The organism is Nocardia otitidiscaviarum NBRC 14405 (assembly GCF_000308635.1).
Classification (GTDB): Bacteria; Actinomycetota; Actinomycetes; order Mycobacteriales; family Mycobacteriaceae; genus Nocardia; species Nocardia otitidiscaviarum.
This window is the reverse complement of sequence record NZ_BAGD01000118.1, coordinates 18,740-45,649: the sequence shown is the minus strand read 5'-3', so window position 1 is coordinate 45,649 and position 26,910 is coordinate 18,740. Positions and strand designations below refer to the sequence as shown.

The following is a 26,910-nucleotide window of genomic DNA, read 5'->3' as shown; positions in this document are numbered from 1 at the left end:
GTGACGGTACTGGCCGGGGTCGGCGAATCCTTCCAGCAGACAGCGTCTTCCGGGCCGCTGCTGCTGGCGCTGGGGGCGTGTGTGCTCGCGGGTCTGGTGTCGTTCGCCTCGCCGTGCGTGGTGCCGCTGGTGCCCGGCTACCTGTCGTATCTCGCGGGTCTGGTCGGTGCGGAAGCGCCGCCGGTGTCCGTCGAGTCGGCGAAACGGGAAGCGGCGCGGGGCGGTTCGACGGCGCTGGCCGAGAAGACCGCGAAAAGCCGTGCGCGCCTGCGGGTCGCGGGCGCGGCCGGGCTGTTCGTCGCCGGTTTCACGGTGGTATTCGTGCTGGCCACGGCCACCGTGTTCGGTGCCATCCAGGTGCTGAACGTCAATCGTGAACTGCTGCAACGGGTCGGCGGCGTGGTCACCATCGTCATGGGCCTGGCCTTCATCGGTCTCATCCCGGCCCTGCAGAAGGACACCCGCATGGAGCCGCGCCGCCTCAGCGGCATCGTCGGCGCACCCCTGCTCGGCGCGGTGTTCGCCCTGGGGTGGACGCCGTGCCTGGGGCCGACCCTCTCCGGTGTCATGGCCGTCTCCGCGGGCACCGACGGCACCACCGCGGCGCGCGGGGTCGCCCTCATCGTGGCCTACTGCCTGGGGCTGGGCCTGCCCTTCGTGATTCTGGCGTTCGGCTCGGCGACCGCGCTGCGCGGTGTCGGCTGGCTGCGCCGCAATTCCCGCACCATTCAGGTGATCGGCGGGCTGCTGCTGGTGGCCGTCGGCATCGCCCTGGTGACCGGGGCCTGGGATCAGTTCGTCTCCTGGGTCCGCGACGCCTTCGTCTCGAATGTGACCCTCCCGATCTGATGACAGCGACCGAAACCCCCACCGCCCCCGCTCCTTCCGGCCCGCCGCGACAGTCGCTGCCGGGTCGCGTGCTGGCCGCCCTGCGCAATACCTGGCGCGGGCTCACCAGTATGCGCACCGCGCTCATGCTGCTGTTCCTGCTGGCGCTGGCCGCGATTCCGGGTGCGCTGCTGCCGCAGCGCAGCCTGAACGCGCAGAAGGTGGACCAGTACATCGCGGACCGCCCGACCCTGGGGCCGTGGATGGATCGGCTGGAACTGTTCGACGTCTTCGGCAGCTTCTGGTTCACGGCCGTCTACGTGCTCCTGTTCATCTCGCTGGTGGGCTGCATCCTGCCGCGCTGCTGGGATCACTATCGGGCGCTGCGCACCGAGCCGGTCAAGGCGCCGCGCAATCTGTCCCGGCTGCCGTACCACCACGAGGGCGGCGAGACCGCCACACCGGAGGAGGTCGTCGAGCGCGCCCGCCGGGAACTGCGCGGCTGGCGCACGGTGATCCGCCCCGGCACCCGCGAGGGCGAGATCACGGTCTCGGCGGAGAAGGGCTACACCCGCGAGTTCGGCAATCTCGTCTTCCATCTCGCGCTGGTGGCGCTGCTGGCGGCCATCGCCATCGGCAAGCTGTTCGGCTACGAGGGCAATGTCATCGTCATCGCCAACAACGGTCCCGGGTTCTGCACCACCTCTCCGGCGGTGTTCGACTCCTTCCGGGCGGGCAATGTCAACGACGGTACCGGCCTGACGCCGCTGTGCGTGCGGGTGCAGAACTTCAAGGCCGACTATCTGCCCAACGGGCAGGCGGAGATGTTCACCTCCGATATCTCGTATCAGGCGGGCGCGGATCTGAGTTCGAACACCTGGCGTGACACCACGCTGAAGGTGAACCATCCGCTGCGGGTGGACGGTGACCGGATCTATCTGCAGGGCCACGGGTTCGCGCCGAAGTTCACGGTCACCTTCCCGGACGGCCAGACCCGCACCGAGGCCATCCAGTGGCGGCCGGACGACGCGACGACCTTCCTGTCCAGCGGTGTGCTGCGTATCGACCCGCCCGGCGGCATGTATCCCGACGAGGCGGAGCGACGCAAGAACCAGATCGCCATCCAGGGTCTGTTCGCGCCCACCGGCCTGCTGCACGGCACGCTGCTCACCTCGAGCTATCCGGCCATGACCAATCCGATGGTGGCGGTGGACATCTATCGCGGCGAGACCGGTCTGGACACCGGTCGCGCCCAGTCACTGTTCACCCTGGATCCGGAGATGATCAAGCAGGGGCGACTGAACAAGGAGCAGCGGGTCAATCTGTCGCCGGGCGAGTCGGCGACGCTCGCCGACGGCACCACGGTGACCTTCGACGGTGCGGAAGAGTTCGTGAACCTGCAGGTCTCGCACGATCCGGCGCAGGGGTGGGTGCTGGGCAGCTCCATCGTCATGATGGCGGGTCTGCTGGTGTCGCTGCTGGTGAAGCGCCGCCGGATCTGGCTGCGGGTGTACCCCGACGCGACCGCCGATGACAAACGACGTACCGTAGTAGAAATGGGCGGACTGGCCCGCACCGACCAGGCGGGTTGGGGCGGCGAATTCGACCGCCTACGCACACGGCTGCTGGACCACAGCACGGGAGAATGACTATGCCGATCGACGAAACCCTCGCCGGATACAGCAATCTCGCCTTCAAATCGGCGTTCGTGGTCTACCTGCTGGTGCTGGCGATGCTGATCGTGCAGTACGCCTCGGCCCGCAAGAAGCTGACCGCCGAACGGGAACTGGTCACGGTCGGTGGTTCCGGTGCCGGTGACGTGCCCGCGGCGAACGTGCCCGGCAAGCTCGCCGAGAAGCCCGCTCCCACGCTGGCCGAACGGTTCGGCAATATGGCCTTCGCGGTGCTGTTCGTGGCGATCGGCCTGCACCTGGCCTCGATCGTGCTGCGCGGTTTCGCGGTGCATCGCTTCCCGCTCGGCAATATGTACGAGTTCATCACCATGGCCTGCGCCGCCGCCATGGTGACGGGCCTGGTCTTCATGTCCGACCGGCGTTTCCGCGCCATGTGGGTGTTCCTGATCGTCCCCGTCCTGATCCTCATGTACCTGGCGGGCAACGTCCTCTACGCCGAGGCGGCTCCCGTGGTCCCGGCGCTGAAGTCGTTCTGGCTGCCCATCCACGTCACCATCGTGAGCATCGGCTCCGGCATCTTCCTGCTCTCCGGCGTCGCCAGCCTGCTGTTCCTCTTCCGCATGCGCCAGCCCGACGGCCAGGAATCCGACAACCTCCTCGGCACCCTGGCCCGCCGCCTCCCCGACGCCCGCACCCTCGACCGCCTCGCCTACAAAACCACCATCGTCGCCTTCCCCCTCTTCGGCACCGGCGTCATCCTCGGCGCCATCTGGGCCGAAGCCGCCTGGGGCCGCTTCTGGGGCTGGGACCCCAAGGAAACCGTCTCCTTCATCACCTGGGTCGTCTACGCCGCCTACCTCCACGCCCGCGCCACCTCCGGCTGGCGTGACACCAAGGCCGCCTGGATCAACATCGCCGGCTTCACCGCCATGCTGTTCAACTTGTTCATCATCAACATCGTGGTGAGCGGCCTGCACTCCTACGCGGGCTTGAACTAACCCCATCTACCTGCTAGTTCTCCGGAGGGTTCGGTACATCCGTACCTGAATTCTCGGATTCGGTACGCAGTAGGTACGCAGATGGGCGGGGACGCTCCCGCAGAACGGTGGCCACGGCTGTCCGCGTGGTCGCGTCCGCGTCCGGCCACAGATGGGCGTAATACCGCAGGGTGGTCACCGCGCTGCCATGGCGGACACGGGCCTGGACAGTCTTGATGTCCGCCCCCTGTCGGATCAGCAGCGAGGCGTAGAAGTGGCGTAGATCCTGGAAGCTGAATCCCTCGGGCAGTCCGGGGATGTCCGCCCTGACTGTCCGCAGGTGCCAGCCGATGACCCAGGGGGACACGGGCTTGGCCAACTCGTCGGACACTACGTGCATGCCTGTCCGCCCGTTGACCGACGCCTTCAGCATGTCCGCGAGTTCCTGGGGGATAGGCACGGGCGTATCGCTGGCCCTCGTCTTCAGCGGACGATCGGGCCATTGCCGCTGCGGATACACCATGCCGTGTTCGAGATCGACATCTTCCACCCGCAGCGCGGCGGCCTCCGAAATGCGGAGCCCGACGAACGCGCCGAGCAGAATCGCAACCCGCAGATGTTCGGGCATGGCATCGTGCAATGCCCAGATCTGTTCGACGGTCGCGACATAGATCTTCTGCTGGCCCGCACTCGGTGAGGTCCGCCGCGAGCATGGATTACGTGCCAACAGATTGTCGTGCACGGCGTCACCGAGAATTTGGGACAGCCGAGAATGCAGCGAGTAGACATAGCTGTCGGCGAGCCCGCTGGTCTTCAACTTCGCGGTCCACGCCTTCACTGCGGACGGCCGAAGGGCGGACAGCTTCAGATCCCCGAATTCCTCTTTGATCTTCTTCACGTGCCATTTGGCGAGCTGCACGGTGTTGTCCCGGTGCTGGGCATAGCCTTCCAGCCACTCGTCACACCACTGTCCAACGGTCTTCTGGGCATCGCGCGGCGGAATATGAGTTCCAGCGACCAGGGCGGCGGTCTGCGTGTTGAGCCAGGATTGCGCATCGGTCTTCCGCGCGAACCGCTTCGTGTGTTCGTGCCCGCCGTCGTCGACATAGCGTGCACGCCAGCGTTTTCCGGTGCCGTGCAGCTTCGACGGAACGCGCCGCACGGTGCCGTCGTCCGCCCGGACGGTTTTCGTCCAGAGGTCTTCGACACCGGCACGGCGGTTCCGTCGAGCTGGCATCGGTCAGGCCGCCCCGTCGCTGCTGGTGGCGGCTTCCTGTTCGGCGATCCAGGCCAGAATGGTGCTCTGACGCCATACGCGGCGGCGGCCGAGCTTGAAACTGGCGGGGCCGGAACCGATGTGTGCCCAGTAGCGCCACGTGGATGCGGGAATGCCGGTCAACTCCTCGCAGTCCTTGGCCTGGAGGTAGCGGTCATGGTCCATCAGGCCACCCCCGTCCGGCGCCGTACTAGCCGGCGGGGTGGGCGGTGTTCAGGATTGAACACCTCGCTTCGGATTCGGCGGTGGTGCATCAGGCCACCCCCTTGCCGACCAGAACCGAGTCCAGGTCATGGATTTTGAGGTTCGGCAGCTGATCGAGCCCCTGTTCGCGGGCCAGGGTGTGCGCGGCCCGCTGCACCGCACGCTGTAGGGCGTCGCCGCGCACGAAGTACAGCACGCCCGCCAGGTCGTTGCGGTCGGCCGAGACCAGCGCCGTGCGCATGGACCGGACCAGCCGTGCCCCGCCCCGCTTGAGCGAGAGTTCGACCTCGATTCCCCACACCTTGTCGAAGTCCTCGAAGTCGAGCATCCAGGCATCGTGCGGGTGGGTATCCGGTGCGATCCGACGCCGGAGCAGCCGTTCGCTGGTCCAGTAGTCGGGATCGGTCTCCAGCCCGCCCAGCGCGTAGCGCAGGTGGGCGACCGCCGTCAGGTGCGCGGCGGTGTACGCTTTCGGCTCCCATTCACCGGGATCGAATTCGAGCATGCCCCAGGCGGTTTCGCGGGTCGGGTAGACCCACAGCGGCCCTTGGGGCGCGGTGTCGGGAGCGTCGAAGAACGACGTGCGCCATGGCCCAGGGGCTCCGTAGTCGACGCGGCTGACATGCATGCGGCCCTTGAGCTGCCACCGTTTGACCATGCGATACAGCCGGTCGGTGCGCATGCCGGTGACGCGGCCGATCAATGAGAGCGGCACCCCGTACTGCTGGGTGATCCATTCCATCCACAGGTTGTCATAGCCCTGGAGCCGGATCTCCGGCATCGTGGTCTGCTCGGTCATCGCGACACCACCTTCAGCCGCGGGGCGGTGGTCGCCGCGGGCGTGGCCATCACCATGCCGAAGGTGCAGTCGCAGCCGATGCCCGCGCCGTCGCAGGTCGGGCAGACCAGCCAGCGCGATGCCAGGTGCCGCTGGTTGCAGCGCTCGCTGGTGCAGCCTCGGTGCTGGCACCAGATGCACACCCCGGCGAAGGTCAGGCGCGACGGGAAGAAGACGCCCGACAGATCGTGACGGTCGTAGGCGAAGGTGGCCAGCGATAGTTCTTGCTCCGAGTATCCGATATCGGCGGGGCTGACGGGATGACCGGTGAGCTGTTCGAGCACCTTCACCATCACCTGACACGACCGCACCGAGGGTTGGTGCTGCCCGGACTTGTAGCGGGCGATGGTGCTGCCGTCCGGCGACACCGGCTCCCCGCCGTCCTCGCGACTGACCTTCCACATGAGGCGCGCGAGACCCTTGTTCGACAGCCGCAAGTTATCCAGGACCGTCGTGAGCTGCGTATTCGGCGTGTAGGTGCCGCCGGTACGAGATTCGGCCGATGAGCGTTCGAGGGTGGTCATCGGGAGACCTCCTTGACTGTGGTCACCAAGGTGGGTGTGATCGCGACCATGCCGAAGGTGCAGGTGCATTCCAGCGCCGCGCCGTCGCACAGCGAGCACACCGCCCACTCCACCGCACGGTGCCGATCGCGGCAGCGCCGGTCATTGCAGCCGCGCCGATGGCACCAAATGCAGACCCCGGCGAAGGTGAACCGGGGCGGGAAGAAGACCCCGGACAGATCCTTGGCCTCGGGATCGAACTCCAGCACCACATCTGGGTAGCCGATATCGGCCGGAGCGAATGAGTTGTTCGCCAGCTGCGAGAGCACGTTCAACATCACCTGACACGTGCGCGGTGTCGGACGGTGGATGCCCGCAACGTATTTCGCGATATGAGTGTTCGTGGTCGACAGCGGCTTGCCGCCGTCCAGACGACTCGCATCGCGCATCCGCCGTGCCAGACCGTGATTACTGAGCCGCAGCCCACCCATCACGGCCGCCAGCCGAACGTTCGGGGTACCGGCACCGTCGCTGCTCAGCGCTGCCGAACCTTGGGGTTGGTCTACTACGATAGACATTGCTTCAGTGGTTCCTAACGTCTCTGAAGTGGATAAATGATCGAAGCGGCGGCTACCGCTTCGGTTACGGGCTCCCCGTCGACGCGAATCGCCGGGGAGCCTTCACCTTTCGACGCAGGCTCGTTCGAACGAGCGTCGATTTATACCCCTAAACCAACGTTGCCAAGTTGTCCGATGTCGATTTAGTGGTATAAACCACAGGGTAGGCGCACCTGCTGGCGTGAGTCAATACCCCCTAAACTGAGCCTGTGAACCCTAGCGACGATGAGTTCGAAGCGGTCCGCCGCGACCCCGACCCACTGCGGCGTGGTCGGCGCGCAACCGAACTCATCACGCTCTACCAGCAACGCGCGGCGGAGCTTGCACGCCTACGCAGAGCTTCCATCGATGAGGCACATCGGTACCTGGGGTTGAACTACACCGAGATCGCGAGCGAACTGGGCATCACCAAGGGGCGAATCACCCAGATCCGAAGTTCAGCCCCGGACCCGGAACGGGCATTCTTCGGTGTCGGACCGGTGGCAGTCGGCATCCCGCGCCGGTACGGCTTCGAAGACGGTCGTGAGCGGACCTTCTTCGACGCTTCGGACACCGCAGCGCAGTCATCCATTGAGGCGACGCTGAGTCGATTGGCACTGGCCACGATGAAACTTGCGATCGAGCCCGACTGCCAGGAAGTGCCAGCAGGTGATGCGGTCATAATCTGCGGGCCGAAGTCAGCGCCTGTCGCTCGCACGCTCCTGGCTCACGATCCCTACTTGGACTTCGCCCGGATGGACGACCGATGGTGGATCACCGTCGATCGAACAGGGGAGAGGTTCGACTCACCGTTCCGTCGCGATTCGACCATCCGGTCCGATGTCGGCTACTTCGGCCGCCATCTATTGGGTAACCGCGTCGTCGTGCACATCGCGGGCATCATGAGCATTGGTTCGCTGGGTGTCGCGCACTGGCTTGAAACGAACCTGGCGAAGGTTTTCGGCGGCCACGAGAACAAGTCGGTTAGCGGGGTGGTCCACTGCGACTTCGATGAGAACCTCGCGATAAAGAACAGCCGATTAGTCGCGGGGCCGTATGCATGGTGATGTTCTCTCGGATCGCATCAGCGCAACTTCCCGCCAAGTCCGACGACGATAGGTTCATGGTCACGGACAACTCCGTGATCGTTCTGGACGGCGCAACGAACCATGGTGTTGCGCACAAGATCTCCGGTGGCGTATACGCCGAACACCTCGGGCATTCCATCGCGAACAGGAGTAATGAATCCCCCTCCCTGCCAGACATTTTCGAATGCGCGTTGCGTGAGACCGTCACCGCGCTCGATCTCACATCCGGATCGCGGAACATGCCGTCATCCACTGTCGCGATGGTCAGGCAGCGTGCCGAGGGACTGGTCGATCTGTTCGTTCTGGGCGACAGCACGGTTGTTCTCGGCTACCACAATGGGTCTCAAGAGTTCTACTCCGACGACCGGTTGGAACACCTTGGCCTACCACAGTCCGCGGAGTACCGATCAAGGCTCCAACATGGCTGCGGCTTCACTGACCAGCACCGAAAACTGCTGGCAGAACTCCAGCAGGGGCAGCGCCGTCTACGGAATCGACCGGGCGGGTACTGGATAGCTTCCACCGATCCGGAAGCAGCACGACATGCGGTGACCACGACATTGCCCGCAGCTGACTTGGCATGGTTCGCGATAGCCACGGACGGCGTGACGGACTTGCTCGAACCCCTCGAAATCCGATGGCAGGACATCGCCAGAATGGACAGCGCCGAACTAGCAGGACTTCTCGAACGTCTCCATCGGTGGGAAACCGAGGTCGATCCCGAGGGAAGAACGGTGCCGCGCGCAAAGCAGCATGACGACAAAACCGTCGTCGTCGCCCACATGCACTGATCGATTGCAAAACTGGACAGGAGTAGCGGGGCGGGGGTGCGTCCCGAGGCGGGCAGGCTCGCCCTGCCCGCTCATCGGCCCGCCGTGGGTGCCGCAGAATCTACCGATTCCGGGGGACGCGCCGGCCGAATTTCCGTCACCGGGCCGGACGGAGAGCACCGGCCTGCGCGGGAAATTCGGTCGAGGGGGCGCGCGGACCCTGGAATCGGTAGGGGTGGCACCCGTACCATCCAGCGCCCACGCCCCGCTACTGCGCCGCCGAGACCCCCGGTCGACTGCCGACGAGCGCCGGACGAGTCAGCCCGCCGTGCCGTGTCTCCTGCGCATCGGGAAGCAGGACAGAACGAATCTCGCAACCTTCGGGTCACGCCGCGCCCCGATCTTGCGGGACGACCGGCGCTAAACGGACCGCCAAGATCAACTGTAAAGCCCCCGGAAAACAGGCGTCCAAACCCTGTCCAGCGGTCGCACAAACCTGGTCTAGCGAGCGGAGAAACCCCGGAGAACCACTGTGCAGCCTCCACAAAACCTGTGTCTACCTCTGCAAAACCCAACCAAAACCCGACAAGGTCAGTAGACGAGTTTTACGGTCCGTTTCCCGCTCCCCCCGCCCTGACCAGCATGTTCGACCTAGGTGGTCTGTTTCTCGTCAGGGACACCAAAAACCCCCTTCGGTGGCATTTGGTGTCCCTGACGAGAAACAGAAATAGGAGAGATCAGAGGCGGTGGGAGCGAGAAACGTTGTAAGAGCAATAGTTTGGTTATCAGTGCGAGAGATTGGTATGGATGCGTCGGCTGCGGTCGGGTAGTGGGTTACGTAGAAGTGGGTGCGGTCGCGGCGGTGGCGTACATGGTGACGTCCGGAGCGTCGGCGAGATGGTGACGTCCGGCATGAACGGCGACGGCGCGGAGTGGCCCGGTCGGTCGTGACTGCTGCGGTGGGGAGTACGCCACTGCCCGGAGATGGCCTCGGTCCGGAGCAGATTCCCTGGGCGCGCGCCGCAGTGTAATCGCGCCGCCCCCAAGGATGTGCGGCCCCGCGCCCGGCGCGAACGAATTCTGCCTACGGCCCGGCGACTCCGGCCACGGTGAGGTGCAGCGGAATTCGCCCGCGCACGCCCGGCGCGTTGCCGCACATCCTCGGTTCCTGCGGCACGAAGGGCAGGCGGAGCGGGCAGGCCACCGGGCCTGCCCCGGCGGGAACGCGGCGCGCGCCCAGGGAATCCACGGTCCCGCCGGTACCCCATTCATTGACACGTACGTGTCAACACCCGGCAGGCACCATCAGGTGCCCAACTTTGGGCACGTGCGTCGAGCCCGGTCCCGTTGACACGTACGTGTCAAGTCCCGGAAGGGCTTTCGGACACCATGACCGACTCCGACACCATCACGGGCCTGCTCGTCTCCGCCCTCGAAACCACGTGGGTGAAAATCCGCCACCTGCACTCCGACGTGCCTGACGCAGTGCTGACCGTTGGCTCCGGATCGATGAGCGGTAACGGGCTCACTCTCGGACACTTTGCGCCACACCGCTGGATACGCGGCGAATATGAACTCCATGAGCTGTTCATCGGTGGCGAAGGACTCCAACGCGGCGCGACCGATGTTCTCGGAACCCTTCTCCATGAGGCCGCGCACGGCATCGCGGTCACGCGCGGGATCAAAGACACCAGCCGCCAAGGTCGTTGGCACAACCAGCGATACCGTGCCCTCGGCGAAGAGCTTGGACTGTACCTTGCGCAACACCCGAAACTCGGCTGGTCACTCACCACCGTGCCGGACGCCACCACCAGACGCTACGACAGCGAGTTGGAAGAGCTTAACCTCGCGCTTGTGGCCTACCGCCGTCGTGAACCCGAGCGTCGCGGTGGCAGGACATCGAACAACAACGGCCTGTCCGCCGAATGCGATTGCGGGCGCAAGATCCGCGTCTCCCGTAGCACCTATGAGGTGGGACCGATCTGTTGCGGCAGCTGTGGTGGCGTGTTTCAAATCAGTGCGGGGTGACTGTCAGTGAAAGCCTCTGATGCCCTTGGTGCGTCGCCCATGATCGGCTGTTGACCTGCTGGTTCGGCTGCTTGTACAGACGAAGCGTTGCGATCGAGTACTATTGTCTGCGAACCGATCTCCCGGCAACGGGATGATCGGAGAACCACCTTCCTTGTCCAGGCAGCGACACCAGCAGAGGTGCCGCTGTCCGGATAAGAAAGGTGGAAGCAACGATGTCGAGGAAGCGTAAGCATCGCGACAAGGCAAAGACCCTGGCCCGGATGTCCGGAACCAAGGTCCTTGTCGTCCTTCGCGTTCGGCTGTCAGCACTGCTTGCAGCCGCACTCTTGGTGCAGATGCTGATGTACTAGTCAGTGCGACTACTCACATCGCGAGGGTCAGATCTGTGCCAGCAGACCTGGCCCTCTTGCTTTGCTGTCAGGTCAAACTTCTAGGTCATATGTTACCCGAAGCGGCTTCTATGCAACAGTTCGCCACTTGAGTGAGCCACCGGACGCGCAACATCAGGTGGCCCGCTCGGGTCCGCTCCGGTGGCCACCCGTGCTCTTGGCTGTCCGCCGTGTGGCCGGGGTGTCCGCCCGGCTGGGTAGCGGAGGACAGCGGAGCGGACATCGGCGTACGCAGGAAGTACGCAGTAGAGATTCCAACCACTGCTCGCGGCTTGAACTGGCCAACACGAAAGGGCCAGGTGAATAGCCGAGATGGCTGCGGCTAACGACCACAAATCTCCACGTAGATCTTCATCATCAACATCGTGGTGAGCGGGCTGCACAGCTACGCGGGGCTCAATTAGCCCGGCTGCCTGCGAATTCTGACCAACGCAGGTGCTGGTGGTGCACCGTTTCAGTCCCAGTAGTTGAACAGCGCCTCGCCGACGGTCTGCGGTTTCCAGTGCCGGATGTCGTGTCGGTCGAGTTCGGGCCAAGCTGCTGCGTCGAAGGGCTGGGCGAGTTCGGCTGATGTGAGGATTTCGAACCCTGATTGCTCGGCCAGGGCAGCGACCAGGTCTGGGGACCCGATGAAGGTCAGTGGTCCAGACTCGGTCGCCGCATCGTCGATCACTCGGGGTTCGGCGACCGCGAGCACCGCCGAATCGCGCAACGCAACGACCGCGACCTGATGGTCGTGGTAGGCGATAACTGCCTGGTGGAAGTTCGGGGTCACGCTCTCAGTCAGACGGAACTCGCTCACCGTGCCACCGGTGCGGCGCGCAGCTTCGTAGCATGCGCGACGGAAGGTCCGGAGCTCGGTCACGACGTCGAACTTATCCCGGTTCCCTCGTGATCATGCGCGAACGCATCGCCACTGTTGGGGCGGCCACGCGCCAGCCGACACCGACGGTCAAGACCATGGCACCGTGATGCTGGGCCTCGCAGTCGGCGCACTGCTTCACTGTTCGTGTGGCGGCAGCTGCACCTGCCGGTGGCGCACCGCGTCCTCGATCCCGAGTTGTTCGGCGAAAGCGGCCAAGCCGGTGGTCAGGGCGGCTGTACCGGATGCCCCCAGTTGTCGCACCAGGACCGATTGCCATTTCGCGCGCGCCTCGCGTGCAGCCGTGATGCAGGCGGTGCCGCGGCCGGTGAGAGCTATTCGTCGAACCCGGTGGTCCGCGGGGTCGCTGGTGCGGCTGACATAGCCGAGTTTCTCGAGTTCGACCACGAGCTTCGATGCTCCCTGCTGGGTCATGCCCAGCAGGGAGGCGAGCTCACCGACGGTGGGGTTGCGGTCGATCAGGTGCTGGAAAATGTATCCGTGTGCCGGGCGGATATCGGTGAAACCCATGTCGTGGACCTGCTGGGTCACCCGCGCACGGACCGCCTCGCCAGTCAGCATGGCGAGGGTCGGGATATCCAGTTCTGCGAGTTCCAGGTCGCTCATATAAACAATCTTAGTTGAGCAACTAGAGGTGAACAACTATGGTTGTTGAATATGATCGACTTCGAACTCAAGGCTCGTGAACTGCTGAAAGCGTTGGAGAGTGGGGTCGCGGGTGAACATCTGCGCCCGTTCTTTCACCACGACGCGGTCCAAGTCGAACACCCCAGCCGGGTAGCGCCGACCGGCCGGACCCGAGCCTTGGACGCCATGCTCGAGGCTTCTGTCGTCGGCGCCCGCATGCTCGAATCGCAGCGCTACGACATTCGCAGCGTGACTGCCGCGGACCGCCGTGTCGCTCTGCAACTTCGATGGTCCGGGGTACTGGCGCAACAGCTGGGTGACCTTCGGGCAGGCGACGCCCTGCATGCGGACGTGGCAATGTTCCTCACCTACGACGATACGGGCCGGGTGCTGCGGCAGGAGAGCTACGACTGCTATCCCGCTTGATCGAGCCGGAATCCAGGTTCGCCTCACGCCGTGTCCGGGCCCGCGAATCGCTGGTAGAGGGCATTGAAGAAGTGGTCTACCGGGTTGCCGTAGGGCGGTAGGCCCAGGAACCGTCCTCGAACCGGGTGGCGATCTCGGATGGCGGCCAAGCGCCTGGACGGACTTCCTCGAGCAGGACGCGCAGGAGCGTCGTGTAGTCGGGGGCGCACAGGAAGTGGCGCTCCTCGCCGCGGCCGAAGTTGATGATCTGGCCTGGGTTCCGGCGGTGTCGGGAAATCGCGGAAAATTCCGCGTCATGGATGTCGAGAACGGTCGAATGGCTTCGTCCCAGGGGTAGGAGCGCCCGAAGGGGGCCTCGATGACCGAGGAGTCCACGATGCGAACGAACGAGATCACCGCGATTCTCGAGCGACCGATCAGCCAGGAGTTGCTGGCTCGTGACCTGCTGCGGATGGCCTATGTCGCCAAGGACGGCACACCGCGCAATATCCCTATCGCGTTCACCTGGAACGGTTCGGAGATCGTCGTCTGCACGACGAAGAACGCGCCGAAGCTGCCGTCACTGCGGCACAACCCGGAGGTGGCGTTGACGATCGATACCGAGGTGCATCCGCCGAAGATTCTGTTGATTCGCGGGCGAGCGGAGCTGGAGGTGGTGGATGGCATTCCGGAGGAGTATCTGCGGATGAACGGCAGCTATGAGATGACCGCGGAGCAGCGCGTCGAGTGGGAGGCGGAGGTGCGGTCGCTCTACGACGGCATGGTGCGGATCGTCATCACCCCGACATGGGTCAAACTCATCGACTTCGACACCACCCTGCCCAGCGCGGTCGAGGAACTGATTCGGCAGCGCGCCGAACGTCAGGGCGCCTGAGACCGAACATCGCGGCCAGAATGGGCCGCAGCGAACAAGGGGAGAAGATCATGGCCAAATACCTGCTGCTCAAGCACTACCGAGGTGCGCCCGCGCCGGTCAACGACGTGCCGATGGATCGGTGGACGCCCGAGGAGGTGACCGCCCATGTCCGGTACATGGAGGATTTCGCCGCGCGGCTCGAGTCCACCGGCGAGTACGTCGACAGTCAGGCGCTGTCGCCGGAGGGCACCTTCGTCCGCTCCGACGGGGAGGGGCGGCCACCGGTCACCGATGGTCCGTTCGTGGAGACCAAGGACCTGATCGCCGGGTGGATGATCATCGACGTGGACAGCTACGAGCGGGCGCTCGAGCTGGCCGCGGAACTGTCCGCCGCTCCGGGCGCGGGCGGCGAACCGATCCAGGAGTGGCTGGAGGTGCGCCCCTTCTTCACCGAAATGCCCACGGTGACCGAGTGAACGAAGCACTGCTGCGCGACCTCGTCCCAGCGGTGATCGGTGTCCTCGTCCGCCGCGGAGCCGACTTCACCGCGGCCGAGGACGCGGTGCAGGAGGCGCTGATCCGGGCACTGGAGACGTGGCGGGACGACCCACCGCGTGACGCCAAGGCATGGCTCATCACCGCCGCATGGAACAGGTTCGTCGATGCCACCCGTGCCGAAACAGCCCGTCGGGGAAGAGAACTCGCCGTGGAGGTCGCACCCCCGTCGGGCCCGGTGCCCGCCACGGACGACACACTGTGGCTGTATTTCCTGTGTGCGCACCCCAGCCTGTCACCCGGATCGGCCGTCGCCCTGACCCTGCGCGCCGTCGGCGGCCTGACCACGCGGCAGATCGCGGCGGCCTACCTCGTCCCCGAATCCACCATGGCGCAACGGATCAGCCGCGCCAAGCGACGCATAGCGGGCCTGCCGCTGGATCGACCCGGCGACCTCCCGACGGTGCTGCGGGTGCTCTACCTCGTCTTCAACGAGGGCTACAGCGGCGATATCGACCTGGCGGCCGAGGCCATCCGCCTCACCCGCCAACTCGCCGCCACCACCGATGAACCCGAGGTCGCGGGTCTGCTCGCACTGATGCTGCTGCACCACGCCCGCCGCGCCTCCCGCCGCGACCCGGACGGCCGCCTGGTGCCCCTCGCCCGCCAGGACCGATCCCGTTGGGACACCGGCCGCATCGCGGAAGGCGTGACGATCCTGCAAGCCGCACTGGCCCGCGACCGACTGGGCGAATACCAGGCCCAAGCCGCGATCGCCGCCCTGCACGCGGACGCCCCCAGCGCCTCCGAAACGGACTGGGTGCAAATCGTGGAGTGGTACGACGAACTGCTGCTGCTCACCGACAACCCGGTAATCCGGTTGAACCGCGCGGTAGCTGTCGGCGAAGCCGACGGCCCCCGAGCCGGACTCGCCGCCCTGGCCGACCTCGACCCGAACCTCCCCCGCCACACCGCCGCCCGTGCCTACCTCCACGAACGCGCGGGCGACCTCGACCAAGCCGCCACCCTCTACGCCGAAGCCGCCCGCCTCGCCACCACCCTGCCCGAGCGCGACCACCTCACCCGCGAGGCAGCACGGGTACGACAATCACTGCGGTCGTGAGATCCGCTGCTGTAGAACAATGCCAGGAGAGCAATGACCGGAATATCCCGCAGAATGCTGGCACTACTGGCGATCGCCGCCATCACAGCGGGCTGCGCGAGTTCGACCGAGAGTAGTGACGAACGACCGCTCGGCGGACACGATAGCCCCGTGAAAAGAGAACTGCCCGAAGGGGAAACGCTACTGCTGCGGACCGATTTCAGCGACGACGACGCCTGGCGCGCGACTCTCGACGCGGTCAACCGCTCCTATGACCTCGACGAACTCGACCTCATGTACGGGCTGACGGTCGTCGACGATCCGGCGTTTCGAGCGGTGACGACGGCGGACCTCGAAGAGCTGCTCGGCTCGCAGTACTACCTCTTCATCGTCGACGAACGAACGATTCGCGACCCGGAACGTCCGCTGCTCGCGGTCGACAACAGCGACCACGGCGACTCCGGCGCGGATTTGCCGACCTTCCGCATCCTGCCGCGCGAAATCGCCTCGGTGGAGGTCAACCTGTCGCTCGGAAACATGGACTTCGAAGAATTCGCCGCCGCCACCGACCCGGACGGCGTGTTCCGCGGCCACCCCCGCTGACGCCCGGACCGTGCCCGAAGCGAGCGGAGACGAGTTCATCGCTCAGGGGAACTGGTGGCGGACCTTACTCGGGCGATGCCGCCACGAATCCCCCTGATCGCACGTTCACCTCAGGTGCGGTAGCGCTCGGGTGAGGAGCGTGTGGATGTGGTCGGGGTCGGCGCTGTGGTCGTCCAGGAGGATGGAGGTGCACAGGCCGTCGGTCAGGGCTACGAAGGATTCGATGACGGTGGGGTCGTCGGTTCGGGTTCGGGCCAGTTCGGCGACGCCTTCGCGCCAGCGGCGTGCCACGGAGCGGAGGGCGGGGCGGCGGGCCGCCAGGGTGGAGAGTTCGCGTTCGGCGAGGGCGCGTTCGCGGCCAGGGCCCGCGGATTCGGCGATGAGGTGGGCCAGGCCGTCGAGGGGGTCGTCCGCGGTGGTGACGAGTTCGCGGATGCGGTGGGTGTAGGCGTCGGTCACGCTGGTCAGCGCCGCGACGAGCAGGTCGTCCAGGGTGGCGAAGTAGTAGAGGGTGAGGCTGGTGGTGATGCCCGCCTCCTTGGCGACGGTGCGGTGGGTCACCCCGGCCGCACCGTCGCGATTGACGACGGTCAGCGTCGCCTCGATGATCTGGGCACGGCGGCGCTCACCGCGTATCTTGCGGCCGTCGACCGTATCCGGCTGGGGCACCGCTCTCCTCTCACCGCTCATCGTCGCTGTTGCGAGGCTATCGGTTCCGGCGCGGGCTCGGCCGCGCCGATCGGCCGGATGTGGCGCAGGGTCCGGTAGCAGATGAGCGATACGAACGCGATCGCCGTTCCGGCGGCGACCGCGGTGACCCCGAGTCCACTGGTGAACGCCTCGCGCGCCTGCTGGAGAGCTCCCGCGGGCAACTGATCCGCCACGGTGTCGGCACCCGCGAGACCGTCGGCATACAACTCGGCGGTATGCGGGGACAACCCCGCGGGGGTCTCGATCGCGGTCCGATAGACGGCCGTGGTGAGACTGCCCAGCAGCGCCACTCCGGCCGCGATGCCGAGTTCCTGGACGGTCTCCGAGAGTGCCGCGGCCGAGCCGGATTCGCTCGGCGGCGCCGCCCCCACGACGATGTCGGTACCCAGTGCCGCGATGACGCCGAGTCCGAGATAGACGAACGCGAATCCGAGGACCACGGCCGCTTTTCCGTCGGTTCCGGTCCGAGCCAGGAGTCCGTAGCCGATCAGCGACAGCGCCAGCGTGGCGGCCATGACCGCCCCCGGTGAAACCCGTCGGGCCAGTAGCGGCGCACCGATTCCGCCGATCAGCATGGCCAGCGCGGGCGGCCCCATCCACAGCCCGGCCATCGCCGGGGAGAGCCCCGCGACGAATTGCAGGTACTGCGTGACCAGGTACATCACCCCACCGAAGCCGATGAGACCGACGAACAGGACGGCCAGGGCGGCGGCGAAGGATCGACTGCCGAAAAGCCTGATGTCGAGCAGTGGTTCGGGCAGGCGCAGCTGCCGCCGCACGAAGGCGACCGTCGCGGCGGCCCCGAGCACGGCGGTGGCCCCTGCCTGGAGGTCGATGCCATGTGCCGCAGCGTGTTTGATCGCGTAGATGATCGGCAGCAGGGCGGCCAGCGACAGTGCGACGCTCCACAGATCGAGTCGCCCGGTCGCGGAACGGAATTCGGGCAGCAGCGCCGGTGCGGCGGTCAGTACCACCGCACTGACCGGCACTGCGAGCAGAAACACCGCACCCCACCAGAAGTGCGCGACGAGGACGCCGCCCACCACCGGCCCCGCGGCCATGCCGAGCGCGAACATGGTGGCCCACACGCCGATCGCCATCGCCCGCTGCCCGGCATCGGTGAACATGGTGCTGATCAGGGACAGGGTGGACGGCATGAGGGTCGCACCGGCCACGCCGAGCAGCGCTCGCGCCGCGATCAGCCACAGGGCGTTGGGTGCGAAGGCCGCGAGCACCGACGCCGCGGCGAACGCGGTCATGCCGATCATCAGCAGCCGGCGGCGGCCGATGCGGTCACCCAGCGTGCCCATGGTGATCAGGAAGCCCGCGATGAGGAAACCGTAGGCGTCCATGATCCACAGTGTCTCGGTCGCGGTCGGTCGCAGATCCGCGGTCAGGCTGGGAACGACGAGGTAGAGCGCCGTCACGTCGAGTCCGAGCAGTGCGGTCGGCAGCGCCAGCACCGCCAGTCCGCTCCACTGCCGCCATCCGGCGGGTGCCGGTGATTCCGTACTCATGCGCACTCCCGACTTAGTTGAACCAACGTACTATTTGTACCATCGTTCAAATTTAATGGCGAGCAATGCCGCCGCCGATGAGTGCGATCGAGGTCAGGGCGCCGCGCGCAGCCGTTCCAGTCCGTCGAGGATGAGGTCCAGGCCGAATTCGAATTCGGTCTGGTCGTCGCACCAGCCCAGGCCGGGTTCGGTGTGGTCGTGGCTGGTGGCGGTGACCATGCCGGCGATATTGGGGAAGCGGTCGGCCATGGCCTGCAGGGTGGCGGTGGCTTCGTCGTCGGTTTGGTCGGTGGGGGGTTCGAAGAGTTCCTGGGTGAAGCCGAGGGCGCGGCTGCCGAGGGCGTGCATGGCGTGGTGGGTGAGGTCGTAGGAGAAGCCGCCGGTGCGCAGGATGCCGACCAGGGCGTCGAAGTAGTCGATCACCGAGAGCGTCATCATCGAGCGGGTGCCGATCACGCCGGGGGCCCAGGGGTGGCGGAGCAGGATCTGGCGGGCGGTCAGGATGCGTTCGCGCAGAACGGGTTTCCAGTCGTCGGGGGATTCGGCGATCAGATGGGCGACCGCCTTGTTGATGGTGGTCAGTACCACCTCGACCATGCCGTCGAGGAGTTCGGCCTTGTTCGCCACGTGGTAGTAGAGCGACATCGCCTCGACGCCGAGGTCGGTGGCGACATTGCGCATGGTGACCGCCTCCACGCCGTCACGGTCGGCGCGGGCGACGGCGGCGTGCAGTATCTGGTCCCGGCTCAGCCGGGGTCGTTGATCGGTGGCCATAACGATTCTCAATTTACCGTACGCGGTAAGGCTGCCCACTCTTGACAGCCTTACGTTGTAATGCCAGCCTTACGTCATAAGACTTACAACGTAAGAGAGAGTGGATGTGACCATGTGGATCTGGATCGCCATAGCGGCGGGCACCCCGGTGGGGCTGGGCCTGCTCTGGATGCTGTTCGTGCTGGTGGCGCTGCGCTCGGGCTATCGGCCCGCGGTCGCGGCCGTCCGCCGCTTCAACCGCCGCGTGACGAACCCGCGCGTGCTGCGGACCGCGGGGGAGCCGGGCGCGTCCGCCGCGCTGATCCGGCATACCGGTCGCAAGAGCGGCAAGCCCTATCGGACGCCGATCGGCATCATCGAGGCCGGTGACGACTTCCTCGTCTCACTGCCCTACGGCACCAGCCCGGACTGGCTGGCGAACCTGCGCGCGGCCGGAACCGCCGAGGTGGTGCACGAGGGCGACACCTACCGGGTCACCGAGCCCGAATTGGTCCCGGCCGCCTCGGTCGCGCGGTTCCAGTCGAAGTCCGAACGGGTGCTGCTGCGGGTCTTCGGCGTGGACGAAGTGCTTCGCCTGCGCCGCTCCCTCATCGCGTCCTGACTCCGCCGAACCGAGATAGAAGGGAAAACCCATGGCCCAGTACGCCATTCACGCCGTAGGACTGCGCAAGCAGTTCGGCGATACGGTCGCCGTCGACGGCGTGGACCTGACCGTCCCCGAGGGCGGGATCTACGGATTCCTCGGCCCCAACGGTGCGGGCAAGACGACCACCATCCGCATGCTCGCGACGCTGGTCCGTCCCACCGCGGGACAGGCCACCGTCTTCGGCTACGACCTGGTGGCCAATACCGACGAGGTGCGCGCCCGAATCAGCCTCACCGGCCAATACGCCTCGGTGGACGAGGATCTCACCGGGATGGAGAACCTGGCCATGATGGGCAGGCTGCTCGGCCACGGCCGCCGCGCCGCCGCCGATCGGGCCCGAGAACTGTTGTCCGCCTTCGGACTCGAGGCCGCGGCCGACCGACAGGCCAAGCGGTATTCCGGCGGTATGCGCCGCCGCCTGGATATCGCCGCGAGCATCGTGGTCACCCCGGCCCTGCTGTTCCTCGACGAACCCACCACCGGACTCGACCCGCGCAGCCGCAGCCGGGTGTGGGACGTGGTGCGAGCCCTGACCGACAACGGCACAACGGTTTTGCTGACCACCCAGTACCTCGAGGAGGCGGATCGGCTGGCCGACCGGCTCGCGGTCATCGACCACGGCCGCATCATCGCCGAGGGCACGACCGCGCAGCTGAAGGAATCGGTCGGTGCGGGTGCGGTGCGGGTGCGGCTGCGGGATCCGGACCGCCGCGCGGATGCCGAACGGCTGCTGGAGCGGGTGCTCGCGGTGCCGGTGCACCGCGAGGAGGATCCGGCGGCCCTGTCGGCCCGGCTCACCGACACCGGACGGGCCGGTGCGGCCCTGAGCGAACTCGCCCGTGTCGGCATCGAGGTCGGTGATTTCGGTATCGGACAGAGCAGCCTCGACGAAGTGTTCTTCGCCCTGACCGGTCAGCACACCAAAACCGAAGCCCCCGAGGAGATTCCGGCATGACCACCACCACAGCCGCCCCGGCTCCCGCCACCGATCCGCTGCGCGCGGCGCTGTCGTCCGGGCAGCGTCCAGCTCGCCCCGGCCCCCTGTCCACCGCCCTGGCCTTCGCGTGGCGAGCGGTGCTGCGCATCAAGCATGTGCCGGATCAGCTCGCCGATGTGACGGTCTTCCCGCTGATGATGCTGTTCATGTTCACCTACCTGTTCGGTGGGGCACTGGCCGGATCGGTGCGGGAGTACCTGCAGTCGGTGCTGCCCGGCCTGCTGGTCATGACGGTCATCATGAGCACCCAGTCGACGGCGGTCGCCCTCAACGGCGATATCGGTAAAGGCGTGTTCGACCGGTTCCGATCGCTGCCGATCTGGCAGCCCGCCCCGCTGGTGGGCGCGCTGCTGGCGGATCTGACCCGGTACGCCATGGCGGCCACCGTGATCGTGAGCGTCGGCGTGCTGCTGGGCTTCCGGCCGGACGCGGGGCTGCCCGGCCTGCTGGCCGGGATGGGACTGGTGCTGCTGTTCGCCTGGTGCCTGTCCTGGGTGTGGACGAGTCTGGCGCTGCTGGCCCGCACCCCGGAGTCGGTGATGTTTCTGGCCATCCTGGTGACGTTCCCGATGAGCTTCGTCAGCAATATCTTCGTCGACCCCGCCACCCTGCCCGGTTGGCTGGAGTCGTTCGTCGCGGTCAACCCGGTATCGCAGCTGGTCACCGCCGTGCGCGGGCTGATGCACGGCCAGTCGGCCAGTACCGAGATCGGCTGGGTATTTCTTACCTGCGCCGTGCTGGTCGCCGTATTCGGTCCGGTGACCATGCGACTTTACCGGCGCGAGCGCTGACCGTCGGTCGGGGCGTCGCGCAGATCACGAAAAAATCCCCGCGGATGAAGATCATCCGCGGGGATTTCCCATTCATGGTGTCGGCGTCGGAGGGAGGCGGGCCGACTCTTGCTGTTCCGGGAGTGTCAGTGCTCCGCGGAACCGGGTTCGCCGTCCCGATGCTGACGGGACAGGCGCCAGAGAAATTCCGGATCGTCGTCGGGACCGATCACACGGTTGCGTGGCCTGGATGTCGGGCCGGTGCCGGTTGATCGCTGAGGGCCGAAAGCCTTCCAGCACAGCACCGCGACGGCCACCACCGCAATGAGTGCCAACAGGTACGTCACGTCGCTCACCTCCTGCCAACGAGGGTAATCCGTGTGCGTACCCGCGGCACCGTGGAACGGGAAACGATCTAGCCGCGAGTCGCCTCGGTGGTGAGCGACCTCAGGAGTTGCATGACTTCTGCTTCGCGGAACCGGCGATGTCCGCCCGGAGTCCGCAGCGAGCCGAGCCGACCGGCGTGGGCCCAGCGGGTAACGGTCTTCGGATCTACGTGGAACAGGGCAGCCACCTGACCAGGGGTGAGCAGTGTGTCCTGGCCGTTGACGGAACCCAATACGCGGCTCGCCGCGGTGAACGCAGTCATTCGCAAACCTTTCCGTATCGACAGATCCCTCATCAGTAGCGACATCGTTGCACTGTCACCCCCGGGTGTTCGAACGGTCTCAGTTTGGTAAAGGGGAAGTAATAGACAAAACGGATATCCGTACTGTGTTCGCTGTCACGAATTACGGCTTGGTAGCGAATATCCAGCGACCGATTCTCCGAGGGTGCGACGAATGCCGGAATGCCCGTCGCATACTCTGGTGCCCGTGAGTGACGCTTCCCGACCCGACGGTGCGGGCCGCCGCCTGGCACGCAATCTTGCCCTCTACACGCTGGCGCGGCTGGCCCTGGTCGTCGCGCTCACCGCGGCCATCATCGGAGCGGCGCAGCTGGTGGGCGTGGACGTCCCGCTCATCGTGGCCGCGCTGTTCGCGCTGCTCATCGCCATGCCCCTGTCCATGACGCTGCTCAAGGGGCTGCGCACCAAGGTGAACCAGGACATCGCCGTCGTCGACGCCAAGCGCCGTAGGGACCGTGAGCAGCTGCGCTCGCGCCTGCGGGGTGAGGACGCGTGAAGCGCTGCGAGCGCAGTACCCCGCGCGACTGGGTCGACAATGCGGTGCGGCTGATCGACGCCGACACCCAGCGCAGTGCCGACACCCATCTGCTGCGCTACCCGCTGCCCGCCGACTGGGGTGTGCAGCTGTATCTCAAGGACGAATCCACCCACATCACCGGCAGTCTCAAACATCGGCTGGCGAGATCGCTGTTCCTGTACGCGATCTGCAACGGCTGGGTCACCGAGGGCACCACGGTGGTGGAGGCGTCCAGCGGTTCGACCGCGATCAGTGAGGCGTACTTCGCCCAGTTGCTGGGCCTGGACTTCGTGGCCGTGGTGCCCGCCAAGACCTCCCGGGAGAAGGTCGCGCTCATCGAGGCGCAGGGCGGCCGCTGCCATTTCGTCGAGCGTGCGCCGGACATCTATACGGAGGCGGCGCGGCTGGCGGCCGAATGCGGCGGCCACTACATGGACCAGTTCACCCACGCCGAACGGGCCACGGACTGGCGCGGTAACAACAACATCGCCGAATCCATCTTCCAGCAGCTGGAATTGGAGACGCATCCGGTGCCGGAGTGGATCGTGGTGGGGGCGGGCACCGGCGGCACCAGCGCCACCATCGGCCGCTATATCCGGTATCGGCGGCACGCCACCCGGTTGGCGGTGGTCGATCCGGAGAATTCGGCCTTCTACGGTGGCTACGAGATGGCCGACGCGGGCTATCAGACCGGAATGCCCTCGCGGATCGAGGGGATCGGGCGGCCGCGGGTGGAGCCGTCGTTCATCGGTCAGGTGGTGGACACCATGATCGAGGTGCCCGATGCCGCGTCCATCGCGGCGGCGCGTTTCGCCAGCCGAGCCCTGGGGCGCCGGGTGGGCGGGTCCACCGGCACCAATCTGTGGGGTGCGTTCGCTCTGATCGCGGAGATGATGGCGCAGGGGCGCGCGGGCAGCGTGGTGACCCTGCTGTGTGATGGCGGAGACCGTTATGCCGGAACCTATTTCAATGACGAATGGGTTGCCGGGCAGGGTCTGAGCCTGGCCGAACCGGAGGCCGTGCTCACCAAATTCCTGGCCACCGGCCAGTGGTCTGCCTAGTTTCCGCACGGCACAGCGGTTTCCGTGCTATGTGATGCGCCGTTCGGCCGTTCTGACCAAGCGCATTTCTGATAGCTGTAAGTTTGCGGAATTGCCTGCGCTATCGGTGATATCGGGTCATCCGATCGGCGGGGCCGTGTCCCGGTGTCCCATTTTTCGTTAACACCCGTTGACGTTTCGGGCCTTTCGAGCGCTATCGGATGCATGTCCGCATGGACTCTCGAAGGGGTCCCCACCCCGTCCGTGTCAATTTTTATTGACGCCTGGCGAGTGTCAACGTAAATTGACATACATGAGTGAGGCAACGACCCTGGCGGCCGCCGCCGGGAGCCCCGACCCACAGGTCGGACTCCGCGCGGTGCTGGCACTGCGTCGGCTGCTCGAGCGACTCGAAGCCATCCAGGTGGCCAATGCCCGGCGACAGGGCTGGTCCTGGCAGGCGATCGCGGACGCGCTCGAAGTGAGCCGACAGGCGGTCCACCAGAAGTACAACCGGAGAGGCGGGATCCGCTGATGTTCGAACGATTCGACAAGGCAGCCAGATTCGCGGTGGTGGGGGCGCAGGAGGAGGCTCGGGAACTGCGCGCGCCGAGCATCGGGCCCGAGCACCTGTTGCTGGGGCTGCTCGACTGCCCCGACCGAGCGCTGACGGACATGCTCGGCGAGACCGGGCTCACTGCGGCCGGAGTGCGAGAAGCACTGGCGCGCAAGCGTGGTGGGGAACCTCTCGGTGCGGAGGACGCGGCCGCGCTGAAGTCCATCGGCATCGATCTGGACGCGGTGCGGGAAAGTCTGGAAGCCACCTTCGGCGCGGACGCCCTCGAGCGCGCCGAGCCGCCGGAACAACAGCGTCGAGGTCTGTTCGGCCGCGGAAAGGGCAACTTCGGCCACATCCCCTTCACTCGGGAAGCCAAGAAGGCGCTCGAGCTCTCGCTGCGGGAGGCACTCGCGCGCAAGGACAACCGCATCGAGGCTGGGCACGTCCTGCTCGGCATCCTGCGGGATCCGACTCCGACGGTGGGCGACCTCATCGGCGGAGACGAGGGAGTGACGCGGCTGCGCGGGGCGACCCACGCGCTGCTCGATCGCGCGGCGTGACCGGACGGCCGGGCATTTCGGGCCTACGATCGCTGCATGACGCTCCTGCTCCGCCTGATCATCACCGGTGTGGCCATCTGGCTGGCCGCCGAATGGGTGTCCGGCATCGACATCATCGCACCCGAGGACACCACCTCCAGCAAGCTGCTGGTGCTCGCGGTGGTCACCGTGGTCTTCACGATCGTGAACGCCTTCGTGAAGCCGATCGTGAAGCTGCTGTCGCTACCGCTGGTGATCCTGACGCTGGGTCTGTTCCTGCTGGTGATCAATGCCCTGATGCTGTGGCTGACCTCGTGGCTCACGGGGTACACCGACTACCAGCTGCATGTCGAGGGATTCTGGGCGGCGGTGCTCGGCGGCATCATCATCACGCTGGTGAACTGGGTGCTCGGCATCCTGGTGCCGGACCGGGACTGAGCCGTCCGGGTACGAGACGAACGCCCCGGCCGTGGCCGGGGCGTTGTCGTTGCGAAGGGACTGACGCGCCGCCTCAGGCGACGGTGAGCGCGATCGCCGTGAGCAGGGACCAGACCAGCAGGGCGAGGCCGGTGTCGCGCAGCGCGGGAATCAGACCGGGCCCGCCCTGCCCGGAGCGCACCGGAGCATTGGCGCGGACGGCCAGTGGGAGGGCGAGCAGCCCCGCCAGCGCGAAGGGGGTGCGGGCCGCCAGGGCCAGACTGGCCAGGAACGGCACCGCCATCAGCACGATATGCAGTGTGCGGGTGCGGGTGTCGCCGAGCCGGACGGCCAGGGTGAGCTTGCCGGAGACCGTGTCGGTGGGGATATCGCGCAGATTGTTGGTGACCAGCACCGCACTGGAGAACGCGCCCACCGCGACGGCGCCGACCAGGCCCGCCCAGTCGACCCGCTCGGCCTGCACGAACTGGGTGCCCAGCACCGCCACCAAACCGAAGAACACGAAGACCGCGATCTCACCGAAACCGCTGTAGCCGTAGGGATTCCGGCCCCCGGTGTAGAACCAGGCGCCCGCCAGGCAGGCCGCGCCCACCAGGATCAGCCACCACGCGGTGGTGGCCACCAGCACCAGACCGATCACCGCGCCCAGCGCCAGACAGGCGATGGCGGCATTGCGCACCGCCGCCGCACTCGCCAGCTTCGAACCGACCAGCCGCAGCGGGCCCACCCGCTCGTCGTCGGTGCCCCGAATACCGTCGGAGTAGTCGTTGGCGTAGTTCACCCCGATGATGAGCGACAGCGAAAGCAGCAGGCACAGTACCGCTTTCCACCACACCGCCCCGCCGATCGAGGCCGCGGCCCCCGTGCCCACCAGGACCGGCGCGATCGCATTCGGAAGCGTGCGCGGCCGAGCGCCCTCGATCCACTGTCCAGCTGTTGCCATGATCGGCAGCCTAATGCGCGGTGCGGGGGCGGCGCATCGGGAGGATCCGCACCAGGCGGTCGGTTCGCTGTGTTGACGGGACGAATGTCGCCGCCGGGTGCGGGCGCGGCGTCCCGCCCCGATCCCGCCGGGGCGCCGGTTCAGGATTCGGCGGCAGCCTTGAGCCGAGCGAGCCCCTTCTCGAAGTCCTTGCCGATCAGCTTGTCCATGAGCTTGCCGAGCATGGTCATCATGCGGGTGCGCTGACCGGTCATCCGCCAGGTGACCTCGGTGCCGCCGTCGACCGGCCGCAACTCGAAGATGGCCTGGTTGGTGGCCTTCCACGGCTTCTCGAACTCCAAGCGGAGCTCGACCCGGTCGGCGGTGCTCGCGGTGATCTCCATCGCGCCCTGCCCGGCCTTCCGGTTGCCCTTCCAGTCGTACCTCGCGCCCGGGCCGCGATCGGCGCCGGAGTAGACACGCTCCAGATCGGGGTCCAGATCCTCCCAGGGCGACCACTGCTGCCACTGGTGCAGATCATCGATGAGCGCGAGTATCCGTGACGGTTCGGCCGCGATCACGGTCTGCCGCGCGAGTTCGAAATCGGCCATGAAGATCAGCGTAAGCGGTGCGGGTCGCGCAACCGCGCGAATCCGACTCGTTCGC

General features: G+C 66.3%; 34 protein-coding genes. 19 read left to right on the top strand and 15 right to left on the bottom strand.

Annotation, left to right across the window (positions count from 1 at the left end):
* The 3 genes from ON31_RS26850 to ccsB are packed head-to-tail and all read left to right on the top strand — an operon-like array spanning position 1 to position 3,460.
* Complete coding sequence (locus ON31_RS26850) at positions 1-849, top strand: cytochrome c biogenesis CcdA family protein (protein ID WP_081592757.1); 849 nt, start codon at positions 1-3, stop codon at positions 847-849.
* A complete protein-coding gene (resB, locus tag ON31_RS26845) occupies positions 849-2,477 on the top strand; it encodes a cytochrome c biogenesis protein ResB (RefSeq protein ID WP_039817568.1) in 1,629 nt (542 codons plus the stop codon). Before ON31_RS26850 ends, resB begins: the two co-directional genes overlap by 1 nt.
* 2 nt (positions 2,478-2,479) lie before the next feature.
* On the top strand, positions 2,480-3,460 hold the full coding sequence (gene ccsB, locus ON31_RS26840; RefSeq protein ID WP_039817567.1) for a c-type cytochrome biogenesis protein CcsB: 981 nt from the start codon (positions 2,480-2,482) through the stop codon (positions 3,458-3,460).
* Between the two features lie 13 nt (positions 3,461-3,473).
* Here ccsB and ON31_RS26835 read toward each other — a convergent pair whose 3' ends face one another.
* The 5 genes from ON31_RS26835 to ON31_RS26815 all read right to left on the bottom strand — a co-directional run bounded on the left by ON31_RS26835 (position 3,474) and on the right by ON31_RS26815 (position 6,838).
* On the bottom strand, positions 3,474-4,676 hold the full coding sequence (locus tag ON31_RS26835) for a tyrosine-type recombinase/integrase (protein ID WP_039817566.1): 1,203 nt from the start codon (positions 4,674-4,676) through the stop codon (positions 3,474-3,476).
* Between the two features lie 3 nt (positions 4,677-4,679).
* Positions 4,680-4,880 carry a helix-turn-helix transcriptional regulator gene (locus tag ON31_RS26830; RefSeq protein ID WP_039817564.1) on the bottom strand — a complete coding sequence of 67 codons (201 nt, stop codon included), beginning with the start codon at positions 4,878-4,880 and terminating at the stop codon, positions 4,680-4,682.
* A gap of 88 nt (positions 4,881-4,968) precedes the next feature.
* A complete protein-coding gene (locus ON31_RS26825; protein ID WP_039817563.1) occupies positions 4,969-5,718 on the bottom strand; it encodes a hypothetical protein in 750 nt (249 codons plus the stop codon).
* Positions 5,715-6,281 (bottom strand): hypothetical protein, encoded by a 567-nt coding sequence (locus ON31_RS26820; RefSeq protein WP_039817562.1) that lies wholly within the window; start codon positions 6,279-6,281, stop codon positions 5,715-5,717. The genes ON31_RS26825 and ON31_RS26820 overlap by 4 nt, the downstream gene beginning before the upstream one ends.
* Positions 6,278-6,838 carry a hypothetical protein gene (locus tag ON31_RS26815; protein ID WP_157533785.1) on the bottom strand — a complete coding sequence of 187 codons (561 nt, stop codon included), beginning with the start codon at positions 6,836-6,838 and terminating at the stop codon, positions 6,278-6,280. Before ON31_RS26815 ends, ON31_RS26820 begins: the two co-directional genes overlap by 4 nt.
* A gap of 248 nt (positions 6,839-7,086) precedes the next feature.
* Here ON31_RS26815 and ON31_RS26810 point away from each other — a divergent pair, with 248 nt between their 5' ends.
* Both ON31_RS26810 and ON31_RS26805 read left to right on the top strand, forming a co-directional pair.
* Positions 7,087-7,923, top strand: a complete 837-nt coding sequence (locus tag ON31_RS26810; protein ID WP_039817559.1) for a sigma-70 family RNA polymerase sigma factor — start codon at positions 7,087-7,089, stop codon at positions 7,921-7,923.
* A gap of 56 nt (positions 7,924-7,979) precedes the next feature.
* Complete coding sequence (locus tag ON31_RS26805) at positions 7,980-8,735, top strand: hypothetical protein (protein WP_147287005.1); 756 nt, start codon at positions 7,980-7,982, stop codon at positions 8,733-8,735.
* A gap of 1,063 nt (positions 8,736-9,798) precedes the next feature.
* Here ON31_RS26805 and ON31_RS36970 read toward each other — a convergent pair.
* Entirely contained in the window at positions 9,799-9,963 is a 165-nt protein-coding gene (locus ON31_RS36970) for a hypothetical protein (RefSeq protein WP_157533783.1), read from the bottom strand.
* 140 nt (positions 9,964-10,103) lie between these two features.
* Between ON31_RS36970 and ON31_RS26800 the strand changes: the two genes are divergently transcribed.
* Positions 10,104-10,742, top strand: a complete 639-nt coding sequence (locus ON31_RS26800; protein WP_039817557.1) for a hypothetical protein — start codon at positions 10,104-10,106, stop codon at positions 10,740-10,742.
* 846 nt (positions 10,743-11,588) lie between these two features.
* On the opposite strand, the gene ON31_RS26795 is transcribed toward ON31_RS26800, so the two are convergent.
* Positions 11,589-11,999 carry a hypothetical protein gene (locus ON31_RS26795; RefSeq protein WP_039817555.1) on the bottom strand — a complete coding sequence of 137 codons (411 nt, stop codon included), beginning with the start codon at positions 11,997-11,999 and terminating at the stop codon, positions 11,589-11,591.
* Positions 12,000-12,134: 135 nt separating this feature from the next.
* On the bottom strand, positions 12,135-12,623 hold the full coding sequence (locus tag ON31_RS26790; protein WP_039817554.1) for a MarR family winged helix-turn-helix transcriptional regulator: 489 nt from the start codon (positions 12,621-12,623) through the stop codon (positions 12,135-12,137).
* A gap of 51 nt (positions 12,624-12,674) precedes the next feature.
* Between ON31_RS26790 and ON31_RS26785 the strand changes: the two genes are divergently transcribed.
* The 5 genes from ON31_RS26785 (at position 12,675) to ON31_RS34910 (ending at position 16,126) form a co-directional block, all read left to right on the top strand.
* A complete protein-coding gene (locus ON31_RS26785; protein WP_051037786.1) occupies positions 12,675-13,070 on the top strand; it encodes a hypothetical protein in 396 nt (131 codons plus the stop codon).
* Between the two features lie 376 nt (positions 13,071-13,446).
* Positions 13,447-13,944: a pyridoxamine 5'-phosphate oxidase family protein gene (locus tag ON31_RS26780; protein ID WP_039817604.1), complete on the top strand. Its 498-nt coding sequence runs from the start codon at positions 13,447-13,449 to the stop codon at positions 13,942-13,944.
* 50 nt (positions 13,945-13,994) lie between these two features.
* The gene (locus ON31_RS26775; protein ID WP_039817603.1) at positions 13,995-14,402 is read left to right on the top strand and encodes a YciI family protein; all 408 of its coding nucleotides are present in this window, start codon (positions 13,995-13,997) and stop codon (positions 14,400-14,402) included.
* Positions 14,399-15,544 carry an RNA polymerase sigma factor gene (locus ON31_RS26770; protein WP_039817551.1) on the top strand — a complete coding sequence of 382 codons (1,146 nt, stop codon included), beginning with the start codon at positions 14,399-14,401 and terminating at the stop codon, positions 15,542-15,544. Before ON31_RS26775 ends, ON31_RS26770 begins: the two co-directional genes overlap by 4 nt.
* A 150-nt stretch (positions 15,545-15,694) precedes the next feature.
* The gene (locus tag ON31_RS34910; RefSeq protein WP_147287004.1) at positions 15,695-16,126 is read left to right on the top strand and encodes a DUF6924 domain-containing protein; all 432 of its coding nucleotides are present in this window, start codon (positions 15,695-15,697) and stop codon (positions 16,124-16,126) included.
* Positions 16,127-16,231: 105 nt separating this feature from the next.
* Here the strand turns inward: ON31_RS34910 and ON31_RS26760 are convergent, their stop codons facing one another.
* The 3 genes from ON31_RS26760 to ON31_RS26750 all read right to left on the bottom strand — a co-directional run bounded on the left by ON31_RS26760 (position 16,232) and on the right by ON31_RS26750 (position 19,128).
* Positions 16,232-16,795 (bottom strand): TetR/AcrR family transcriptional regulator, encoded by a 564-nt coding sequence (locus ON31_RS26760; RefSeq protein ID WP_255222268.1) that lies wholly within the window; start codon positions 16,793-16,795, stop codon positions 16,232-16,234.
* Positions 16,796-16,812: 17 nt separating this feature from the next.
* Positions 16,813-18,354 (bottom strand): MFS transporter, encoded by a 1,542-nt coding sequence (locus tag ON31_RS26755; protein ID WP_039817548.1) that lies wholly within the window; start codon positions 18,352-18,354, stop codon positions 16,813-16,815.
* Between the two features lie 93 nt (positions 18,355-18,447).
* A complete protein-coding gene (locus tag ON31_RS26750; protein ID WP_039817547.1) occupies positions 18,448-19,128 on the bottom strand; it encodes a TetR/AcrR family transcriptional regulator C-terminal domain-containing protein in 681 nt (226 codons plus the stop codon).
* Positions 19,129-19,240: 112 nt separating this feature from the next.
* Here ON31_RS26750 and ON31_RS26745 point away from each other — a divergent pair, with 112 nt between their 5' ends.
* The 3 genes from ON31_RS26745 to ON31_RS26735 are packed head-to-tail and all read left to right on the top strand — an operon-like array spanning position 19,241 to position 21,562.
* Positions 19,241-19,729 (top strand): nitroreductase family deazaflavin-dependent oxidoreductase, encoded by a 489-nt coding sequence (locus ON31_RS26745; protein ID WP_063821573.1) that lies wholly within the window; start codon positions 19,241-19,243, stop codon positions 19,727-19,729.
* Positions 19,730-19,760: 31 nt separating this feature from the next.
* Positions 19,761-20,729, top strand: a complete 969-nt coding sequence (locus ON31_RS26740) for a daunorubicin resistance protein DrrA family ABC transporter ATP-binding protein (protein ID WP_039817546.1) — start codon at positions 19,761-19,763, stop codon at positions 20,727-20,729.
* Entirely contained in the window at positions 20,726-21,562 is an 837-nt protein-coding gene (locus ON31_RS26735; RefSeq protein ID WP_039817545.1) for an ABC transporter permease, read from the top strand. The genes ON31_RS26740 and ON31_RS26735 overlap by 4 nt, the downstream gene beginning before the upstream one ends.
* A 125-nt stretch (positions 21,563-21,687) precedes the next feature.
* On the opposite strand, the gene ON31_RS26730 is transcribed toward ON31_RS26735, so the two are convergent.
* Entirely contained in the window at positions 21,688-21,888 is a 201-nt protein-coding gene (locus tag ON31_RS26730; protein WP_029926019.1) for a hypothetical protein, read from the bottom strand.
* A 68-nt stretch (positions 21,889-21,956) separates the two neighbouring features.
* Positions 21,957-22,190 carry a BldC family transcriptional regulator gene (locus tag ON31_RS26725; protein WP_051037783.1) on the bottom strand — a complete coding sequence of 78 codons (234 nt, stop codon included), beginning with the start codon at positions 22,188-22,190 and terminating at the stop codon, positions 21,957-21,959.
* A gap of 226 nt (positions 22,191-22,416) precedes the next feature.
* Between ON31_RS26725 and ON31_RS26720 the strand changes: the two genes are divergently transcribed.
* The 5 genes from ON31_RS26720 to ON31_RS26700 all read left to right on the top strand — a co-directional run bounded on the left by ON31_RS26720 (position 22,417) and on the right by ON31_RS26700 (position 25,322).
* Entirely contained in the window at positions 22,417-22,725 is a 309-nt protein-coding gene (locus ON31_RS26720) for a DUF4229 domain-containing protein (protein WP_039817599.1), read from the top strand.
* A complete protein-coding gene (cds1, locus tag ON31_RS26715; protein ID WP_039817544.1) occupies positions 22,722-23,807 on the top strand; it encodes an L-cysteine desulfhydrase Cds1 in 1,086 nt (361 codons plus the stop codon). The genes ON31_RS26720 and cds1 overlap by 4 nt, the downstream gene beginning before the upstream one ends.
* A gap of 292 nt (positions 23,808-24,099) precedes the next feature.
* Positions 24,100-24,321, top strand: a complete 222-nt coding sequence (locus tag ON31_RS26710; protein WP_029926011.1) for a helix-turn-helix domain-containing protein — start codon at positions 24,100-24,102, stop codon at positions 24,319-24,321.
* A complete protein-coding gene (locus ON31_RS26705) occupies positions 24,321-24,905 on the top strand; it encodes a Clp protease N-terminal domain-containing protein (RefSeq protein WP_039817543.1) in 585 nt (194 codons plus the stop codon). Before ON31_RS26710 ends, ON31_RS26705 begins: the two co-directional genes overlap by 1 nt.
* 36 nt (positions 24,906-24,941) lie before the next feature.
* Positions 24,942-25,322 carry a phage holin family protein gene (locus ON31_RS26700; protein ID WP_029926007.1) on the top strand — a complete coding sequence of 127 codons (381 nt, stop codon included), beginning with the start codon at positions 24,942-24,944 and terminating at the stop codon, positions 25,320-25,322.
* Positions 25,323-25,395: 73 nt separating this feature from the next.
* Here the strand turns inward: ON31_RS26700 and ON31_RS26695 are convergent, their stop codons facing one another.
* Together ON31_RS26695 and ON31_RS26690 are read right to left on the bottom strand one after the other, a co-directional pair.
* Positions 25,396-26,265 carry a 1,4-dihydroxy-2-naphthoate polyprenyltransferase gene (locus ON31_RS26695; RefSeq protein ID WP_039817542.1) on the bottom strand — a complete coding sequence of 290 codons (870 nt, stop codon included), beginning with the start codon at positions 26,263-26,265 and terminating at the stop codon, positions 25,396-25,398.
* Between the two features lie 140 nt (positions 26,266-26,405).
* Entirely contained in the window at positions 26,406-26,855 is a 450-nt protein-coding gene (locus tag ON31_RS26690) for an SRPBCC family protein (protein ID WP_039817540.1), read from the bottom strand.
* Between the last annotated feature and the right edge of the window lie 55 nt (positions 26,856-26,910).